At 69.8% G+C, this 18,281-nt stretch carries 21 protein-coding genes; 12 read left to right on the top strand and 9 right to left on the bottom strand.

Annotation, left to right across the window (positions count from 1 at the left end; genetic code table 11):
• The first annotated feature begins 158 nt into the window (after positions 1 to 158).
• On the top strand, positions 159 to 1,205 hold the full coding sequence (gene galT / locus OG558_RS17740) for a galactose-1-phosphate uridylyltransferase (protein WP_405071248.1): 1,047 nt from the start codon (positions 159 to 161) through the stop codon (positions 1,203 to 1,205).
• On the top strand, positions 1,202 to 2,329 hold the full coding sequence (gene galK / locus OG558_RS17735; RefSeq protein WP_405071247.1) for a galactokinase: 1,128 nt from the start codon (positions 1,202 to 1,204) through the stop codon (positions 2,327 to 2,329). Before galT ends, galK begins: the two co-directional genes overlap by 4 nt.
• On the opposite strand, the gene OG558_RS17730 is transcribed toward galK, so the two are convergent.
• Positions 2,326 to 3,138 carry a DeoR/GlpR family DNA-binding transcription regulator gene (locus OG558_RS17730; RefSeq protein ID WP_329484430.1) on the bottom strand — a complete coding sequence of 271 codons (813 nt, stop codon included), beginning with the start codon at positions 3,136 to 3,138 and terminating at the stop codon, positions 2,326 to 2,328. The two genes, galK and OG558_RS17730, sit on opposite strands and share 4 nt — an antisense overlap.
• Before the next feature lie 79 nt (positions 3,139 to 3,217).
• Here OG558_RS17730 and OG558_RS17725 point away from each other — a divergent pair, with 79 nt between their 5' ends.
• On the top strand, positions 3,218 to 4,345 hold the full coding sequence (locus tag OG558_RS17725) for a GNAT family N-acetyltransferase (RefSeq protein WP_405071246.1): 1,128 nt from the start codon (positions 3,218 to 3,220) through the stop codon (positions 4,343 to 4,345).
• A gap of 411 nt (positions 4,346 to 4,756) precedes the next feature.
• The gene (locus OG558_RS17720) at positions 4,757 to 5,419 is read left to right on the top strand and encodes a GNAT family N-acetyltransferase (RefSeq protein ID WP_405071245.1); all 663 of its coding nucleotides are present in this window, start codon (positions 4,757 to 4,759) and stop codon (positions 5,417 to 5,419) included.
• 216 nt (positions 5,420 to 5,635) lie between these two features.
• Here OG558_RS17720 and OG558_RS17715 read toward each other — a convergent pair whose 3' ends face one another.
• On the bottom strand, positions 5,636 to 5,887 hold the full coding sequence (locus OG558_RS17715) for a hypothetical protein (protein ID WP_405071244.1): 252 nt from the start codon (positions 5,885 to 5,887) through the stop codon (positions 5,636 to 5,638).
• 55 nt (positions 5,888 to 5,942) lie between these two features.
• Between OG558_RS17715 and OG558_RS17710 the strand changes: the two genes are divergently transcribed.
• The 4 genes from OG558_RS17710 to OG558_RS17695 all read left to right on the top strand — a co-directional run bounded on the left by OG558_RS17710 (position 5,943) and on the right by OG558_RS17695 (position 9,936).
• The gene (locus OG558_RS17710; protein ID WP_405071243.1) at positions 5,943 to 6,317 is read left to right on the top strand and encodes a CAP domain-containing protein; all 375 of its coding nucleotides are present in this window, start codon (positions 5,943 to 5,945) and stop codon (positions 6,315 to 6,317) included.
• A 237-nt stretch (positions 6,318 to 6,554) separates the two neighbouring features.
• On the top strand, positions 6,555 to 7,466 hold the full coding sequence (locus OG558_RS17705; protein WP_405071242.1) for a CAP domain-containing protein: 912 nt from the start codon (positions 6,555 to 6,557) through the stop codon (positions 7,464 to 7,466).
• A gap of 217 nt (positions 7,467 to 7,683) precedes the next feature.
• A complete protein-coding gene (locus OG558_RS17700) occupies positions 7,684 to 9,600 on the top strand; it encodes a hypothetical protein (RefSeq protein ID WP_405071241.1) in 1,917 nt (638 codons plus the stop codon).
• Between the two features lie 75 nt (positions 9,601 to 9,675).
• Entirely contained in the window at positions 9,676 to 9,936 is a 261-nt protein-coding gene (locus tag OG558_RS17695; protein ID WP_329484423.1) for a hypothetical protein, read from the top strand.
• Here OG558_RS17695 and OG558_RS17690 read toward each other — a convergent pair.
• Positions 9,931 to 10,872, bottom strand: coding sequence for a GlxA family transcriptional regulator (locus OG558_RS17690; protein WP_405071240.1), 942 nt, complete (start codon positions 10,870 to 10,872; stop codon positions 9,931 to 9,933). The two genes, OG558_RS17695 and OG558_RS17690, sit on opposite strands and share 6 nt — an antisense overlap.
• Positions 10,873 to 10,954: 82 nt before the next feature.
• On the opposite strand from OG558_RS17690, the gene OG558_RS17685 reads away from it, so the two are divergent.
• Both OG558_RS17685 and OG558_RS17680 read left to right on the top strand, forming a co-directional pair.
• Positions 10,955 to 11,716 carry an MBL fold metallo-hydrolase gene (locus OG558_RS17685; protein WP_405071239.1) on the top strand — a complete coding sequence of 254 codons (762 nt, stop codon included), beginning with the start codon at positions 10,955 to 10,957 and terminating at the stop codon, positions 11,714 to 11,716.
• Positions 11,709 to 11,993: a lamin tail domain-containing protein gene (locus tag OG558_RS17680; protein WP_405071238.1), complete on the top strand. Its 285-nt coding sequence runs from the start codon at positions 11,709 to 11,711 to the stop codon at positions 11,991 to 11,993. Before OG558_RS17685 ends, OG558_RS17680 begins: the two co-directional genes overlap by 8 nt.
• 296 nt (positions 11,994 to 12,289) lie before the next feature.
• On the opposite strand, the gene OG558_RS17675 is transcribed toward OG558_RS17680, so the two are convergent.
• Positions 12,290 to 13,147, bottom strand: a complete 858-nt coding sequence (locus OG558_RS17675; protein WP_405071237.1) for an MOSC domain-containing protein — start codon at positions 13,145 to 13,147, stop codon at positions 12,290 to 12,292.
• A 77-nt stretch (positions 13,148 to 13,224) separates the two neighbouring features.
• Between OG558_RS17675 and OG558_RS17670 the strand changes: the two genes are divergently transcribed.
• Entirely contained in the window at positions 13,225 to 13,740 is a 516-nt protein-coding gene (locus OG558_RS17670) for a helix-turn-helix domain-containing protein (protein WP_405071236.1), read from the top strand.
• On the opposite strand, the gene OG558_RS17665 is transcribed toward OG558_RS17670, so the two are convergent.
• Positions 13,703 to 14,509: a spermidine synthase gene (locus OG558_RS17665; protein ID WP_405071235.1), complete on the bottom strand. Its 807-nt coding sequence runs from the start codon at positions 14,507 to 14,509 to the stop codon at positions 13,703 to 13,705. The two genes, OG558_RS17670 and OG558_RS17665, sit on opposite strands and share 38 nt — an antisense overlap.
• A gap of 203 nt (positions 14,510 to 14,712) precedes the next feature.
• Between OG558_RS17665 and OG558_RS17660 the strand changes: the two genes are divergently transcribed.
• Positions 14,713 to 15,705, top strand: a complete 993-nt coding sequence (locus OG558_RS17660) for a malate dehydrogenase (protein ID WP_405071234.1) — start codon at positions 14,713 to 14,715, stop codon at positions 15,703 to 15,705.
• A 62-nt stretch (positions 15,706 to 15,767) separates the two neighbouring features.
• Here the strand turns inward: OG558_RS17660 and OG558_RS17655 are convergent, their stop codons facing one another.
• The 4 genes from OG558_RS17655 to OG558_RS17640 are packed head-to-tail and all read right to left on the bottom strand — an operon-like array spanning position 15,768 to position 18,162.
• Positions 15,768 to 16,484, bottom strand: coding sequence for a transporter substrate-binding domain-containing protein (locus OG558_RS17655; protein ID WP_405071233.1), 717 nt, complete (start codon positions 16,482 to 16,484; stop codon positions 15,768 to 15,770).
• A gap of 10 nt (positions 16,485 to 16,494) precedes the next feature.
• A complete protein-coding gene (locus OG558_RS17650) occupies positions 16,495 to 16,977 on the bottom strand; it encodes a GNAT family N-acetyltransferase (RefSeq protein WP_405071232.1) in 483 nt (160 codons plus the stop codon).
• 26 nt (positions 16,978 to 17,003) lie between these two features.
• Positions 17,004 to 17,273 carry a DUF3017 domain-containing protein gene (locus tag OG558_RS17645; protein WP_405071231.1) on the bottom strand — a complete coding sequence of 90 codons (270 nt, stop codon included), beginning with the start codon at positions 17,271 to 17,273 and terminating at the stop codon, positions 17,004 to 17,006.
• Between the two features lie 34 nt (positions 17,274 to 17,307).
• The gene (locus OG558_RS17640) at positions 17,308 to 18,162 is read right to left on the bottom strand and encodes a bifunctional methylenetetrahydrofolate dehydrogenase/methenyltetrahydrofolate cyclohydrolase (protein WP_405071230.1); all 855 of its coding nucleotides are present in this window, start codon (positions 18,160 to 18,162) and stop codon (positions 17,308 to 17,310) included.
• Between the last annotated feature and the right edge of the window lie 119 nt (positions 18,163 to 18,281).

Genomic DNA, 18,281 nt, shown 5'->3' with positions numbered 1-18,281 from the left:
TTCCTAACGCCCTCTCGTCGTACGTCGAGAGGGCGTGCGTTGGGCGTAGTCGTCCATCCGACAAGCCTAGCGGTGGCCCGTACCATGCTGCATGTTCGAGTTTGTTGGTTTACGATGATTCCTGGCCGTCCACGTCGTACGGCCGGGAGGGTCAACCGATGAAGACACCGCGCGGGGTACGCCGGACCGACACCAGGCTGTCCGACGGACGCGAGCTGATCTACTACGACCCGGCCGACGCGCCGGCCCGGGTGCCGCTCGAGGACACCCGCGGACTGCCCGCCCCGCAACCACAGGTCGAGCTGCGGACCGACCCGCTGACCGGTGATGTGATCACCTACGCGACCCACCGCAACACCCGGACCTATCTGCCGCCGGCCGACCAGTGCCCGCTGTGCGCGAGCAAGCCGGGCAACCCGACCGAGATCCCGGACCACGACTACAACGTGGCCGTGTTCGAGAACCGGTTCCCCTCGTTCGCCGGCCCGGGCCGGACCGAGGTGGTCTGCTTCACCAGCGACCACAACCAGTCGTTCACGCACCTGTCCCAGGGCCAGGCCCGGCTGGTGGTCGACACCTGGGCCGACCGGACCGCCGAGCTGGGCGCCCGCGACGACGTCGAGCTCGTCTTCCCGTTCGAGAACCGCGGCCGTGAGATCGGCGTGACGCTCAGCCACCCGCACGGCCAGATCTACGCCTTCCCGTTCCTGCCGCCGCGGATGCGCACCCTGATGGCGCGGGCCCGGCAGCACCAGGAAGTTGCCGGCAGCAACCTGTTCGCCGACGTCCTGGCCGCCGAGCGGAAGGAGGGCAGCCGGGTGATCGCCGCGAACGGCAACTGGACCGCGTTCGTGCCCGAGGCCGCCCGCTGGCCGGTCGAGGTGCACCTCTACCCGCACCGTCAGGTCTTCGGCATCGACGAGCTGTCGGTCGGCGAGCGCGACGACTTCGCCGAGCTGTACCTCGACGTACTCCAACGACTCGACGGCCTGTACGGCGATCCGCTGCCCTACATCGCGGCCTGGCACCAGGCCCCGGTCCGGATCGATCGCGAGCTCGGCTACCTCCATCTCGAGGTGTTGTCGATCCGCCGGGCCGCGGACAAGATCAAATACCTGGCCGGCTCGGAGTCCGGCATGGGCGCGTTCATCAGCGACACCCGGCCCGAGGACGTGGCCGAGACCCTGCGGAAGGTGGGTTCGTGAGTTTCCAGGACGTTTTCGGTACGGCGCCGGACGGCAGTTGGCGCGCTCCCGGCCGGGTCAACCTGATCGGCGAGCACACCGACTACAACGACGGCCTGGTCCTGCCGATCGCCCTGCCGAACCGGATCGTGGTCACCGCCTCGCAGCGCGACGACGGCCGGATCGCGGTCGCGTCCACCGGGCACAAGGGCATCACCGAGTTCGCCATCGACGAACTGACTCCGGGCTCCGTCAGTGACTGGGCGGCGTACCCGGCCGGTGCGGCCTGGATCCTGCGCGAGTCCGGCTACGCGATCGGCGGCGCCAATCTCCTGGTCGACTCCGACCTGCCCTCCGGCGCCGGCCTCTCGTCGTCCGCGGCACTCCTCTGCGCGACCTCCGTCGCCCTGCTCGGCCTGCGTGGCATCGAGGTCGACCCCGCCGAGGTCGCGCGGCTCGCCCAGCGCGCCGAGAACCAGTACGTCGGCGCCCCGGTCGGCCTGATGGACCAGATGGCGTCGATGTGCTGCACCGCCGGTCATGCCCTGTACTTCGACATCCGCGCGATGTCCACCGACCAGATCCCGTTCGATCCGGCGGCCGACGACCTCGCGCTGCTGGTCGTCGATGTGAAGGCACCCCACCGGCACGTCGACGGCGAGTACGCCGCCCGCCGGAAGAGCTGTGAGCAGGCCGCCGCCGAGCTCGGCGTACCGGCCCTGCGGTCGATCGCGTACGAGGACCTCGACGACGCACTCGCCCGGTTGAGCGACGACGTCGTACGGCGCCGGGTGCGGCACGTGGTCACCGAGATCCGCCGGGTCGAGGAAGCGGTGGCGTTGATGCGGGCCGGTCGGCTGCAGGAGGTCGGGCCGTTGTTCACCGCGTCGCACGCGTCGCTGCGGGACGACTTCGAGATCACCGTGCCCGAGCTGGACGTCGCCGTCGACACCGCGCTCGAGGCCGGTGCGCTCGGCGCCCGGATGACCGGCGGCGGCTTCGGTGGCTGCATCATCGCGCTGGTTGTGGCGGACGCGGCCGAGTCCGTCCTCGCGGCGATCGAGAAAGCCTTTGCGGAGCACGGTTTCACCGCACCCAGCGCCCTCGCGGCGACCCCGTCAGCCGGAGCGTCGCGCCTCAACTAGGAGGCGAGGATCAGCTCGCAGCCGGTGTCCCGCATGGCTTTGCGGGCGGCGGTGGACAGTCCGCTGTCGGTGACGATGACGTCGAGGTCGGCCCAGGTGGCGAAGGTGCTCAACCCGACCGTTCCCCACTTGGTGTGGTCCGCGACCACGACCACCTCGCGGCTCGCGGCGATGAAGGACCGGTTGGTCTCGGCTTCCATCAGGTTCGGCGTACTCAGTCCGTGCTCGGCGTCGACGCCGTGCGCGCCGAGGAACAACAGATCGAGATGCAGCGACGCCAGGGCGGCGGTGGCGATCGGGCCGACCAACGCGTCCGAAGGAGTGCGGATACCGCCGATCAGGACCACCGTGCGATCCGAGCGGCTGTTGCCGTGGAACACATCCGCGATCCGCGCCGAGTTCGTGACAACTGTCAAGTTCTCCACCCGCAGCAACTGACGAGCCAGCGCGTACGTCGTCGTACCGGCACCGATCCCGATCGCGCTGTCCGGCTGGACCCGGCCGGCCGCCTCGGCCGCGATCGCCTGCTTGGCCGCGGACTCCTGCGTCAGCTTGGCGTCGAACCCGGGCTCGTGCGCGCTGCGCAGCCCGACCGACGTGGCGCCGCCGTGCACCTTGTGCAGTAACCCGCTGGAGTCGAGCGCGTCCAGATCGCGCCGGATCGTCATGTCCGACACCCCGAACCGATCGACCAGCTCGGCGACCGTGATCGCGCCGCGACTGTTGACCTCGGCAACGATCGTGGCCTGCCGCTGGGCGGCCAGCTGCCCACCCCGGCCCCGCGACGGCTCCGTTCCGGCTGCGTTCACGTCCACAGCCTAGTGTCGAAACCCGCCGCTGTCAGGGAAATGACGTTGCCTCGCCGGTGGCGCCGCGTCACCCTGAAGCATGCGATTTCCCGAGGACGTTCCGGTCCTGACCGACGGCGTGGTGACCCTGCGTGCGCACACGACGGACGACATCGAGTGCGTGTACGACATGTGCCAGGACCCGGAGATGCAGCGCTGGACCACCATCCCAGTGCCCTACGACCGCCAGAACGCGGTGAACTTCGTGACCGAGATCGTGCCGATGGGCTGGCGGGACGGTGGCTCCTGGGCCTGGGCGATCGAGTACGACGGTCGCTTCAGCGGCACCGTCGACCTGCACGACGGGCAGGGCGGGGTCGGCGAGATCGGGTTCTCGGTCGCGCCCTGGGCCCGGGGCGCCGGGGTGATGACGCGGGCGGTCAAGCTGGTCGTACGGCACGCGTTCGACGTCTTCGGCTGGGACCGGGTGATCTGGCGGGCGTTCACCGGCAACTACGCGTCGCGCCGGGTCGCGTGGAAGTGCGGGTTCCGCGGCGTGGTCGTCGTACCGGGTGGTGGGCTGGCGCGGGACGTCCGGCGGGACGAGTGGATCGCCACGATCGGCCGCGACGACGAGCTCGAGCCGCAGGGCAACTGGTGGTCGGTGCCGGAGCTCGAGGGTGGCGGGATCCGGTTGCGTGCGTTCCAGCCGGCGGACGCACCGCGGATCACGGAGGCGTGCAACGACGAGCGGACGCAGTACTGGCTGGCCGGCCTGCCGTCGCCGTACCAGCTGAGCGACGCCGAAGGGTTCATGCGGAGCCGACAGGACGCCCTCGCGAGTGGCGAAGGAGTGCCGTGGGCGATCGCGGACGCGGCCTCGGATCAGCTGCTCGGCTGCGTGAGTGTCTTCGATCTGAACAACCGGATCGACAAGACGATGGGCGAGATCGGCTACTGGCTGCACCCCGATGCGCGCGGCCGCAAGGTGATGTCGACCGCGGTCGGGCTGGTGATCGAGCATGCCTTCCGGCCGATCGCCGACGGCGGTCTGGGGCGGCGCCGGCTGGTGCTGTTCGCTGCCGAGGGCAACACCGCGTCGGCGCACGTTGCGGAGGTCAACGGCTTCACCGCGGTGAGCACCGAGCGACTGGCCTCGCCACGGCGCGACGGCGAGTTCCTGAACCTGCTCGGCTTCGACCTCCTCGCCACCGACCCCCGCCCCTGACCCCGACCCTTCGACTCGCCACCGACCGGCCCCGCGCGACCCCGGCCATTTGAGGGGAGATCCCCTGAAGTTGCCCCTTCTCCCGTCGCATACCGACAGGCGAAGGGACCAGCTCAGGGGATCTCCCCGGAAGTTGCCCCTTCTCCCCTCGCGTACAGAGGGAGAAGGGACCAGCTGAGGGGATCTCCCCGGAAGTTGCCCCTTCTCCCCTCGCGTACAGAGGGAGAAGGGACCAGCTGAGGGGATCTCCCCTCAAATGGCCGGGAGGTGGAGGGGGTGGGCGGTGGGGTTGCGACGGGGCCGGCGGAAGCGGTAGTGGTGACCCCTTGGAAACGACGGAATACGGCCAGTTGGTGACAGACGACACAAGTTCCCCTCGCCGTGGCGCGATCCGGCTGCTTGAATCGACGGGTGAGAGATCGTGAGGAGCTCGTCCGCCGCTGGCAGGCCGGGTGGTCGGTTTCGAGGGGCTGGACCACCGTGGAGGACGACAACGACGGCATTCTGACCGTCCGTGCGGGTGAGGAGAACCGCCCGACGGAGTATGTCGTTCTGGATGCCGATGACAAACCCGAACGGGTCGAACGTGCCGCCGAGCTGGCGCTGGCCGGCGGCGGTGGTCGTGGGGCCGGCTGGATCACGCTGGCCACCGACGACAAGGAAGCCCGGATCGAGCAGCTCGAGGATCTCGGTCTCGAGGTCCAGCAGGACCAGGACTGGCTGATGACGATCCAGCTGTCGGAGCAGCCGGCCCTGAAACTGCCTGAGCGCTATGCCCTGCACACCGAGCTCGAGTCCGACCTGATCATCACCCGCGCGACGCTGCACGGTGGTGTGGTGTCGAGCGGGCGGATGGCCGTGGTCGGCGAGGACGCGGTCGCGGACCGGATCGAGACCGACCCGGCGCACCGGCGGCGCGGTCTCGGCAGTGCCGTGATGGCCTCGCTGGTCGAGACGGCCGCGGCCCAGGGCGCCAAGCGCGGCATCCTGATCGCGTCGATCGACGGCCTGCGGCTGTATCGCAGTCTGGGCTGGAAGGTCATCGCGGACATCGTCATCGCGCGCTCACGCTGAGACGCAGGCGTTTCAAACGGCTGAGATAGTCAAAGGTTCGTGAAGTGCGGCCCGGCCCGGGAGTGCGCAAGCGCTGACCTGGGCAAGGCTGCTCACCATGACGAACCACAAACGGTCACTCAGTAGTGGAGTGGCCGGACCGCTCATCGCTTCGTTGTCGGCCTTGGTCCTGCTGGCGGGCATCGGATGGTTCGTCCTGCGTGACACCGGCGGGCGTCAGGTCACCAGCCAGGAGAGCCCGGTGACGTCGGTTACCTCGGCGTCCGACGACGCCCCGATGTCGACCCCGGTGACCCCGATCCGTCCGACCACTCCGTCGTACACACCTCGTCGTACGACGCCGACGCCGACACCGACGCGGTCGAGGACGAAGAGCCCGACGCCGGCGGCGACCCGATCGAGTACGGCGCCCAGCCGAGGCGGCACGCGGTCCCCGAAGCCGTCGCCGAAGCCGAGCCACACCGCCACCCCGGCACCGAAGCCGGCCAACCCTTCCGGTGGGTCGGGGACCGCCGAGGCGCAGGTGCTTGCACTGACCAACCAAGAGCGCGCCAAGTCCGGTTGTGGGCCGCTGCGGATGAACAGCGCACTGACGAAGGCAGCCGAGGGGCACGCGGCCGACATGGTCGACGAGCACTTCTTCGCGCACGACAGCCTGGACGGCCGCAGCCCGTTCGACCGGATGAAGGCGGCCGGGTTCAAGGGCGGCGCGATGGCCGAGAATATTGCCGTCGGCTACTCCAGTGCCGGCGCGGTCGTGAAGGGCTGGATGAACAGCCCGGGCCACCGGCAGAACATCCTCAACTGCACCTACACGCTGATCGGCATCGGCTACGACTCCGGCCAGGTCAAGCCCGAGTGGGGCAACGGAAGCTGGGTGCAGGACTTCGGCGGCTGACCCGTTCAGGACCCGTTCGTCAATCGTTTCCCGGAAACCTTCGGGGAACGTTAAGAGCCGTCGCGAACCTGTAACAGTGACCTTACCCATCGGTTAAGGTCACTGTTCGGTGACCAGGGGGGACCTGGCAGCAACCACGGGGAACGACGAAGAAGCACTCGGTACGACGAAAAACGAAGAGGATTCGCCCACCCATGACGGATTCGCCTACCCCCCGGCGACACCGCGGCAGCCGACGTGCTCCCCGACGCAGTCGGCCTGATCGGCCCGACCGTCAGCGCGCTGTCCGTGCTGCTCGCCATCGGCCCGGTGGTCTGGCTGATGTCTCGCGACCACTCGACCGTGGACGACGCAGCCAAGGTGCTGAACGTCTCCGAGGACACGCGCAACGACTCCGCCCCGTCCGGGGTCGACGGCACCACGACTGCCGCCGTACCCGGTGCCACCGTGACCAACACCTTGCCGAACGGCGTGGTCACCTCCGTCCTCGGTACGCCGGCCCTCGGGTCGGCGGCGTCCACGTCCACGTCGGGTACCCCGGCCACCAGCGGCTCCCCGGGCAACACCGCCACGAGTGCCGTCACCACCCCGGTCCCGACCGGTGGCGTGTCGGCTATGACACCGACGGCGCCGCGGACCCCGAACAGCACCAGAACAAATCCGAAGCCGTCGCGCAGTACGCCGACGAAGATGCGGACCACCGAGCCGACGCCGAGGGACACCACGCAGCCGCCGACCAGTGGTGGCGGCACCAACGCGCAGGAGCGCCAGGTGCTCGACTACACGAACCAGATCCGTGAGCAGCAGGGCTGCGGCCCGCTCCGGCTGGACAGCGCACTGGTCAAGGCGGCCGGGATGCAGGCGTCGGACATGGTCCGTCGCCACTACATGGACCACACGAACCCCGACGGGCAGGACCCGGGCGACCGGATGGCGGCCGCCGGGTACCGCGGTTCCAGCTGGGGCGAGAACATCGCCGCCGGCTACGACACCGCACAGAAGGTCGTCGCGGCCTGGATGCAGAGCGACGGCCACCGCAAGAACATCCTGAACTGCCGGTTCACCTCGATCGGCATCGGCTACGACCCCGGCCAGGTCAAGCCGGACTGGGGACCGGGCAGCTGGGTCCAGGACTTCGGGCGCAGTTGAGTGGATGCGCCCGATGAGACTTCGAGATCGTCATTGTGCCGAACACACCGAGGGTGGCGGAGATGTTGTCTCACGGCCACAATGTCCGGCCGGTTCATGGTCGGTCACTGCGGGTAGATCCGTCCTTGTCATGTCGCCGGACCGTCCTGGGGGGCTCCGGTGAGACGACTGGCGAGGCACGTCTTGGGGGCGAGACAGTGAAGGGAACGACGACATAATGTCCGACTCCGGCAGCAGCCGGTACAAGCCACGCAGGAAGGCGACCCGCGCCGCCTCGCGCTCGTCGCGGTCCGGCAACCGGTCCACCCCTGCGGCGGAAACCCCGCCACCGGCCCCGCCCGAACCACCCCGGTACGCACCCCGCGGCAGTGACGAGTCCCCGTTCTGGGCGACCGCACAGTCCGCGGGCGCCGCCAACGAGTCCCCGTTCTGGGCCGATGCCCAGTCCCGCCCGGCCACCCCGCAGTACGCGCCGCGACCGTCCATCCCCAGCTACACCCCACCGGACGCGGACCCCGGCCTGGGTGCCCGCTCCCGCCCCGCCGGCGGTAGCCCCTCGTGGGTCGCTCAATCCATCGCCGGCACCGAGCCCGAGCAGGCCCCCCGCCCCGGCCGCCGAGCCGCCGGCCGCCGAAGCCGGGGATCAGCCGACGCGGACACCCCAGCAGGCCTCGGCGAAACCGCCGGCACCTGGTCCTCGCGCCGCAGCACCACGGACCCCCAGTCCGCAACCCTCGGCGACACCGCCGGCACCTGGTCGGCCCGCCGCGCCAGTACGTCGGAGAACTCCGCGGCCGCCGACGCCCGGACCCCAGGGCTTGGCGAAACCGCCGGCACTTGGTCCTCGCGCGGCGCCGGCACTCCGGACCCGCAAAGCGCCGGCCTTGGTGGCACGGCCGGCACTTGGTCCTCGCGACGTGCTGGTGACGACGCTGACGGTCGGAGCTCGCGACTCGGTGGTGTGAGCGACGACTGGGCATCACTTGGTGGCCCGACTGCTGGTGCTGCATCGGCGAGAGCTGCCGGCACGACCGATGGCCGTACGTCGGACTCGACAGGCGAAGGCGGGACCTCAGGGCTCGGTACGTCGGGTGACGCATGGGCTGCTGGCCTCGGCGCTGCTGCCGGGACCGGAGTTGCCGGTGCTGAGTCGGCCAGCGCTGCGGGCACGGCTGGACAGACGGCTGCTGGTTCGACTGCAAGTCCGGCGGGCGGCTCTAGTGGTCGCGCGAGTGGTCGTGGTGGGTTCGGCGACGGTTCTGGTTCCGGCGGGCGTGGGTCTTCCGGGCCCGGCCGGGGTGGATCGCGCGCGGCGGCGAGGTCGGCGGCGGCCGGGAAGTCGGCGCGGACCCGCCGGACCGTGGTCGCGATCGCGTCCGTGGTGCTGGTGATCACGCCGATCTCGTGGATCCTCCTGCACCAGCCGCAGAACGACCCGGCCGACGCGTCGGTCCCGATCGTCACGCGCACCGACGACACCTACATCACCCCGACCACCAAGCCGGTGGTCGCTCCCCCGACCGCCCGCCCCAGCACCCCACCCACGGCGACCCCGACGGCGACGCCGACCCCAACACCGACGGACACCCCCACCGACACCCCGTCCACCGCCCCGACGGACGACCCGACCGCGACCACCACCAAGGACCGCAAGACCACGGAACCAACCACAGCACCAACGTCCCCGGACCGCACCGTCAGCACAAAGAGGCCGACGACCCCGCCGACGACAACCCCGCCACCACCACCGCCCGTGGCGGACGGCGGGATGAACTCCGACGAGCTGGAGCTGTTCAACCTGATCGACAGCGCCCGCGTGACGAACGGTTGCGCACGTCTCGAGCAGGACCCCGGCCTCACCGACGGTGCGCGCTCCGACGCCAGCAACCGCGCCGACTCCGGTGCGGTCAACTCCGCCGGCGGCTCGAACACGACCGCGGGCGGCGACAGCTGGAGCGCTCAGCAGGCCTTCAACCAAATGATGGCCCAGAGCAAGAGCACGGTCCTGAACTGCGGCCTCACGACCTTGGGAGTCGGCAGAGAGACCGCCAAGTACTGCGCGGGCGGCCTGCTCGGCAGCTGCATCGGCGCCCGCAGGCCGACCCGCGTCGCCTGGGTGGCCGACTTCTCATAGGACCGGCGGACTTTCGCGCAGGGTTGGTGCGACCATGGGTGGACGGCTGATGGTCCACCTACCTGCGGAGGCTGGATGTTCGGGGAACGTGATGATCTGGATCCGGCTCTCCCCGCGCACTTCGGGATTCCGCCGGACGCACTGGCCGACGAGCGGCCGGATCCGCGCCCGGAGGAGGCCCGCAAGATGGGTCTGAGCCGGCACACCGAGGAAGGCGCCGTCCTGTACTTCGCGTCCTCGCTCAGCCGCGACAAGCCTCGGCACCGGATGATCGCCTGGATCCTCCTGATCACCTTCGCGGCCCCGGCCGTCTACATGCTGTTCCTGCTGCTATAGCGCCCCGAACTCCTGCCGATGCCGCTGCGGCGTCGTGCCCAGCAGCGCGTGGAAGTGGTGCCGCAGCGCCGCGCTGCTGCCGAACCCGCTCTCGCCGGCGACCCGCTCGACCGGATGGTCGGTCGTCTCCAGCAACAACCGGGCCCGGTCCAGCCGCTGGCGCAACAACCATGCCTGCCCGGAGATCCCGGTCCGCGCGCGAAACTGCCGAGTGAACGTACGCCGCGACAACGCCACCGCGGTCGCCCATTCGTCCAGCGTCACGGGCTGATCGAGCCGCGCGCGGGCCCACACCATCGCCTTCTCGATCACGTCGTCGCTGGGATCGGGCGGCACCGGAACCGGGATGTACTGCGCCTGCGAACCACTGCGATGCGGCGCGACCACGATGTCCCGGGCCAACCGCTCGGCCACCTCGACCCCGTGATGCGTCCGGACGAGGTGAAGACAGCAGTCGAGCGACGCCGCCGTACCCGCGGACGTGATGAGGTCACCCAGATCCGACCACAGCACGTCCGCCCGGACGGTGAGCTCCGGATGCCGTGCCTGCAACTCATCCGCCCACCGCCAGTGCGTCACCACCTCCCGCCCGTCCGCGATCCCACTCGCCGCGACCAGGAACGCCCCGATACACAGACCGACCACAGTCGCTCCCCGCGCGTGCGCCCGGCGGATCGCGTCGATCAGTACGGAGGACGGCTCGCGACCGGGATGCCAACTCGGCAGCACCACCACATCCGCCTCGTCCATCACGTCGAGCCCGCGATCGACAGTCACCCCGAAGCCGGCGTTCGTCCGCAGCGATCCCGGTTCCTCGGCACAGACGAGTACGTCGTACTGACTCGGCGGACTGTGGCGATCACCGAGGACCAGGCAGGGCACGGACAGGTGGAACGGACTGATCCCGTCGTACGCGAGGACGGCGACTGTGCGCATGGGACCAGTATGGCCCGATCTTCAGGAACTGTGGCTCGCGGGCCAATGGTGGATCGGCGCGCCGGAACCGAAGATCGTGGACATGAAGATCACGCACATCGGCGGCCCGACCGCCGTCATCAGCCTTGGCGGGCTGACGTTCCTGACCGACCCCGCCTTCGACGAGCCCCGGGACTACCAGCTGCCCGGCCGGGTGATGACCAAGCTGACCGGCCCGGCGATCCCGGCCGCGGAGCTCGGTCGGGTCGACGTCGTCCTGCTCTCGCATGACCAGCACAAGGACAACCTCGACGACGCGGGCCGCGCCCTGCTCCCGTCGGTCCCGACGGTGCTGTCGACCCCAGGGGCGGCCACCCGGATTCCCGGCGTACGAGCGTTGGAGAACTGGGAGTCCATCGAGCTGCCGCGTCCGGATGGCCGCGTCGTCACGGTGACCGGCGTACCCGCACTGCATGGTCCGGAGGGCGCCGAGGCGGTGCTCGGTGTCGTCACCGGATTCGTGCTGACCGGTGCGGATCTTCCGACCGTGTACGTGTCCGGCGACAACGCGTCGATCGGCCTGGTCAAGGAGATCGCCGATCGCTTCGCGCCGATCGACGTGGCGGTCCTCTTCGCCGGTGGCGCCCGGACCACGCTGCTCGACGGCGCGGCGCTCACGCTGACCTCGGAGGCCGCGGTCGAGGCCGCACACCTCCTCGGCTCCGCGACCATCGTGCCCGTCCACACCGAGGGCTGGGCGCACTTCACCGAGGGCCCGGACCAGTTCCTCAAGGCCTTCCGCGAAGCCGGCCTGGCCGCCCGCGTCAGGCTGCTCGAGCACGGGGTCGCGACCCCGGTTGGTTGACATCAGCAGCAGGCCAATCAACCTGTCCGGGTTCCGTGTGCTGGACGTTGCGAACCACGTTTTCGTCTTCCCGCGCGGCTACGTTCTCGCCGGCCAGACGACGGCGATCGTCCGCACTGGTAAGAACCGCAACCGCGCGCAGACCCTGTACTGGAACCAGGGCAACTACATCTGGAACAACACCGGCGACACCGCCCGGTTCCAGACGCCGGCCGGCAAGACGTTCGACACCTGCACCTACAAGGCCGTCACCGGCCGCGCCCGCGTCGCCTGCTAGTACCGCGTCAAGCACCATCTCGGACGGGTGGAGGCTGATGGTGGTGCAGTTGGACAGGAGGTATCGGTTCAGGTCTGGCCCGGCCGGCCGGTCTCACGCCTGACCAAGCCACCCGGCCATCAGCCGTGGACCGACACCTCCTGTCCAGCTGCACGCCTCCCGCGCGAACCAGGTCGGACCGTGCGCGTTGCCAGGTAGCTCCACCTGGTACGACGGATGCGCCGAACCCGCGGGGCGTCGACAGTTCGCAGCCGGTGCCGGCAGCGGCGAAAGTACCCGGCGCACAAGTCTGCGGGCTAACGGCGGTTGGGGGCCGGGTCGGGGCCGGCCGGGATCCATTCGTGCACGAGGATCTCGTCGCCGACATGAAGGGTGCCTTCGGCAAGCACCGCGGCCTTCATGCCGAAGCTGACCCCGCCGCCGTAGTCGGGCTGCCGCCGGTACGACGCGAGCGTCCGGGTCGGCTCGGGACCACACTTCTCGCCGGTCGACTGGTCGACGGTCGGGACCGCGCAGCGGATCGAGCGGGCCGAGTAGCCGATCTCGACCGAACCCGCGGACATCCGCAGGACCCTGTCCTCGGTATGCGGTTCCGGCCAGCCGGCCACGACGATGTTCGGGCGGAAGCGGTTCATGGGGATGGCGTCGCCACCTCGCTCGACGATCCGCTCGTTCAGCCGGTCCAGCGATGACAGGGACGTGATCATCAGCGCGTGCGCATCGCCGAAGCCGGTCTGGCCGCGATGCACACCCCAGCCGAGCCGATCGTGCTCGGGCGTCACCCGGACCAGCGCGGCCGGCTTGCCGAGCCGCTCGGTGAACCACTCGTCCGCGGCCGGGTCCTGGACGACACCTAGCCCGAACCATTTCCCGAACAGGCTGACGTCGCGCCGCTTGCCGTCGTACTGGATCGGGATCTCGAGGTCCGGCGCGTCGGGGCCGGACAGCCGGATGACCTCGCCGGCGAGCTCCGCGCGCAATGCTGCCATCGCGGGCAGGCTGCGTTGACTGAGGAAGGTGCCGTCGGGCTCGACGAGCATGAAGTTCCGGTCGTTCCGCAGGCCGGCCGGACCCACCTCGGCCTGCTCCACGGACACCCCGGAGAGCCCCTTGACGGGGTAGTAGGTCAGTGCGGCAACCCTCGCGACGGACATTGGCCAATCGTAACTTGACTCCTGTCACTTGATTTGTTTGTTCATGTTGAATTATGTTTGATCGCGAGGAGGTTACCATGGACCTGGAAGCGTTCGCGGGCGCCCTGCAGCGAGTCCGGCGGCAGGCCGGCCTGACCTATCGAGAGCTCGCCGACCACGCGCACTACTCGCACGCGCACCTGGTCCGCGCGACCAGCGGCCGGCAGCTGCCGTCCTGGGATGTGACGACCGCGTTCCTGACCGGCTGCGGTGTGCCTGCCGAGCTGCTCCCGGTGTGGCGACGGCACTGGGAGGCCGCGAGCCGCGATCCACAGGACGTCGTCGAACTGCTGCAGACCGCCGAGACGCTGGAGGACCTGGGAGCGGCGCTGTCCGCGCTCGCCCGGCCGAGGTCCCTGCGCACCTTGGAGCGGCTCACCGGCATCCCCAGGACCACCATCCAAGGCTGGTTACAGGGCAGCCGGCTGGCCCGCCGGGATCGGCTCGACCACCTCTTGCGCGCGATCGGTGCGACGCCCGGCGAGCGGGCGGCGGTTGCGCAAGCCCTCGACCGGCTCAGCTCCGGAAGACTGCGGGCGGCGCCTGCGGCGTGACGAACCCTTCCGCATCGCTCAGCGGCGCCGCCTTCCCGGCCAGCTCGCTCAGCGGCATCACGTCGTACGGCGGCTGGGCCCGGCCGCCGGCTGTGGTCAGGTCGGGAACGGGCTGGGGCGACGCGACCAGGATGACGTTCCCGAATCCCTTGCCTCGCAGGATCTTCCGCTCGGCGAGCACCACGCCGTCGCCGATCACGGCCCGCACGGTGGCCGCCGTACGACGGATGAACGGCAGGCCGGCGGTTCCGTCGATCAGGTTTGCGACCAGTACGCCGGTGGGCCGCAGGACGCGGGCGCATTCGGTGAAGAACTCGGTGGTGACCAGGTTCGCCGGGACGGCCTCGTGCTCGAACGCGTCCAAAATCAGCAGGTCCATCGAGTCGTCGTACAGCTCGGTGATGCCGGCCCGGCCGGTGACGCCGCGCACCTTGATGCCGGAGCGCTTCGGCAGCGGCAGCGCCTCGCGGACGAACTCGGTCAGGTCCTCGTCGGGTTCGAGGACGATCTGCCGGGAGCGGGGGCGCGTCGTGGCGACGTACCGCGGCAGGCTGAGCGCCGCGCCGCCCACGTGTACGACGGCGACCGGCTGACGCCGGGGTGCGACCGCGTCGACGACGTCGCCGATCCGGCGCATGTACTCGAACGACAGGTGGGCGGGATCAGCAAGGTCCACCTGCGACTGCAGAGATCCGTCGACCCGCAGCACGAACGTCCCGTCGGCCGCTGCCTCAACGCTCGCGATCCCAGAGCCGACCCTGTGTTCCACCCACCCATCCTCTCAACCGCGCACTCCCGCCTGCCGAGCGACCTTGAGAAGCCACCAACCAATTTGCCGGGGCGAAAAAAGGTCGGTGGGTGCTCAAAGTGGAGTTTGAGGGGGTGTGAGGAAGTACTCGGTGCCCCAGCGTTGGGTCGGTGGGCGTGGCTTGCTAGCGTCCGAAGCACCCACAAGCACAGAAGGAGCGTGTCGTGAGCACTACACCGGTGAAGGTGGCCGTTACCGGGGCCGCTGGTCAGATCGGCTACAGCCTGCTGTTCCGGATCGCGAGCGGCGCACTGCTCGGGCCGGACACGCCGGTCGAGCTGCGGCTGCTGGAGATCACCCCGGCGCTGAAGGCGCTCGAGGGGGTCGTGATGGAGCTCGACGACTCCGCGTTCCCGACGCTGGCCGGCGTGGAGATCGGCGACGACCCGAACGTCATCTTCGACGGTGCGAACGTCGCGCTGCTGGTGGGCGCGCGGCCACGGACCAAGGGGATGGAGCGCGGCGACCTGCTCGAGGCGAACGGCGCGATCTTCACCGTCCAGGGCAAGGCGCTGAACGAGCACGCCGCGGACGACATCCGGATCACCGTCACCGGCAACCCGGCCAACACCAACGCGCTGATCGCGAAGAGCAACGCGCCGGACATCCCAGCCGAGCGGTTCGCCGCGCTGACCCGGCTGGACCACAACCGTGCGCTGGCCCAGCTGGCGAAGAAGACCGGTACGCACGTCACCGACCTGAAGAAGATGACGATCTGGGGCAACCACTCCGCGACCCAGTACCCGGACATCTTCCACGCCGAGGTGGCCGGCAAGAACGCGGCCGAGGTCGTGAACGACCAGAACTGGCTGGAGAACGACTTCATCCCGACCGTGCAGAAGCGCGGCGCCGCGATCATCGAGGCCCGCGGCGCGTCGTCGGCCGCCTCCGCCGCGGCCGCCACCATCGACCACACCCGCGACTGGCTGCGCGGCTCGGCCGACGGCGACTGGCTGTCGATGGCGGTCGTCTCCGACGGCTCGTACGGCGTTCCCGAGGGCCTGATCTCCTCCTTCCCGGTCACCACGAAGGACGGCAACTGGGAGATCGTCCAGGGCCTCGAGATCGACGACTTCTCCCGCGGCCGCATCGACGCCAGCACCGCCGAGCTCGGCGAGGAGCGCGACGCGGTCCAGGCCCTCAACCTCCTCGGCTGACCCCAACCCCCGCGAAGACCCCCGCGACCACGTCCCGGGGGTCTTCGCGCGTCCTAGCGGAGTTAAAGCGCCGCGGGCGGCGCCACCGACGCGTCCGCCTGGCCGGAACGGACCAGCGCGTCGGCGACGAAACCGTTGGCCTTGAGCTCCTCGACCACACCGTGCAGGTAGGCAACCGTCTCGGGACTGCGCGTCTTCGTGGTGCCGACGGCCTGCCGGATCTCCATGAATCGTTCGTCGATCAGCCGGACATCGGGGTTCTCGGCAACGAACCGCGCGATCGGCTGGCGGATGCCGGCGGTCGCCTCCAGCCCTTCGGCGCGGAAGATGTCGACCCCTTCGTCACCTCGCACAACAGTTGCCTGCTGCAACGTCCGGGTCAGGTACAGGTCGTACGCCGATCCCTGCTTCACGCCGATCCGGACACCCGGACTGTCCACCTCGTCGACGGTGGTCAGCGGTGAGTCCGCCGGAACGGCGAAGACCCCTTCGATCACGACGTACGGCGCCGTGAACGCGACCTCACCGGCCCGCGCCGGGTCGATCGCGAGGAAGCAGATGTCCGCCTGCCCGGTCGTCATCGCCTCGAACGACTTCCGGGCCGCGTCGAAGCAGACCAGCTCCACCGGCACCTCAAGCCGCCGCGCCAGCTCCCGCGCGATGTCGACCGTCACCCCAGCCGGCTCCTCCGGCGTCCCCTGCGCCAGCACCGGATTCCCCAGATTGATAGACGCCCGCAACACCCCAGTCGGCGCCAAATCCTCACGAACACTCGTCATACCCGCGACCCTATGTGTGGTTCCAGGAGAAGGTGAACCGGTACGACACCTGGTGGCCGTTGTCGCGGGTGTTGCCGTCGGGCTGCCAGCCGGTCGATGCGTAGAAGCGTTGGCCCCGGTCGTAGTCGGCCAGCGTCCAGAGGATGGCTTCCGGGTAGCCGGCGGCCAGTTCGTCGAGGGCTTTGTGCATGAGCGCCGTACCGATGCCGGTCCGCCAGTACGTCGGATCCACGCCGATCGTGTCGAGCTCGCCCAGCTGTGGATCCAGCGGATCCCGGCTCGGGCCGACGCCGACCAGCCCGGCGACGACACCATCGTACTCCGCGACCCACCAGTTGCCCTCCGCCAACTCTCCTGCCCACCGGGCGACCCGGCCCTCGTCGAGAGCGATCGGCGGCATCAGCCCGACGAACCCCGCATTCCATGAGTCGACGTAGACCTCGACGACCCGTAGCGCATCGTCGGCTGACGCTGGACGGATGGTGATCGGCACCAGGCCGATTATGCCGGGCGCGCGAGTCAGTTCGGGACGATGAGGCCGAGGGTGGCGATGGACAGGCCTACCAGGACGAGGAGCGTGGTGTCGAACATGCGGCCGCGGACGCGGAGGAGGCCGGCTGCGTTGTCGCTGAGGAACGCGCGGAGGAAGCCGGCGAGGACGACGCCGGCGGCGAACACCAGCACGCCGTTGCGCCAGTCGTAGAACGTGAGTACGACGAGGCCGGTCAGGCCGACCAGCAGCGACAGCACGAGAGGCCATTCGCTCCGGCGTCGAGCCTCTCCCGCCATCAGCACGTCACGCCCGCTTCGGCCGGCCGGGTCATCAGGCCAGGCTCGCTTCGGCGGCCTCGACGACGTTGCTGAGCAGCATCGCGCGGGTCATCGGGCCGATGCCGCCGGGCATCGGGGCGATCCACGCCGCCTGCTCGCGGGCGGCGGGCTCGATGTCGCCGACGATCTTGCCCTCGGCGCTGCGGCTGGTGCCGACGTCGAGCAGCACGGCGCCCGGCTTCACCATGTCGGCGGTGATCAGGCCGGCCGATCCGGCCGCTGCGATCACGATGTCGCCGGTGCGGACGACCGCGGCGAGGTCGGTGGTGCCGGTATGGCACTGCGTCACGGTCGCGTTCTCGGACTTGCGGGTGAACAGCAGCCCCATCGGCCGGCCCGCGGTCACCCCGCGGCCGACGACGACCACGTGGGCTCCGGCGATCGGTACGTCGTACCGCCGCAGGATCTCAACACAGCCCTTCGGGGTGCACGGCAACGGACCGTCCTGGCCGAGCACGAGCTTGCCGAGGCTGACCGGGTGCAGACCGTCGGCGTCCTTGACCGGGTCGATCAGGCCGAGGATCTCGTTGGTGTCCACGTGCTTCGGCAGCGGCAGCTGGACGATGAAGCCGGTGCACTCCGGGTTCTCGTTGAGCTCGCGGACCTTCGCGGCGATCTCGTCCTGGGTCGCGGTGTCCGGCAGCTCGACCTGGATCGACGAGATCCCGACCGCCGCGCAGTCGCGGTGCTTGCCGGCCACGTAGGCCCGGCTGCCCGGGTCGTCTCCGACCAGGATCGTGCCGAGCCCGGGCACCACACCCTGCTCGGCCAGCTTCGCGACCCGGACCTTCAACTCGTCCTTGATCGCCGCCGCGGTGGCCTTGCCGTCCAGAATCTGCGCCGTCACGCCACCAGAGTCTGCCATGCGGCGGCAGGGTGGGGACCGCCAGGCCATCACAATCGGCGCTCGGCCGGGCGCCCACGCGTGACACCCGACCGAGCTGTGCGGTTGTGATGGGCTGGAGG

It is taken from the genome of Kribbella sp. NBC_01510 (assembly GCF_045040325.1).
In the GTDB taxonomy this organism is placed as follows: domain Bacteria; phylum Actinomycetota; class Actinomycetes; order Propionibacteriales; family Kribbellaceae; genus Kribbella.
This window is presented reverse-complemented; position numbering and strand designations above follow the sequence as displayed.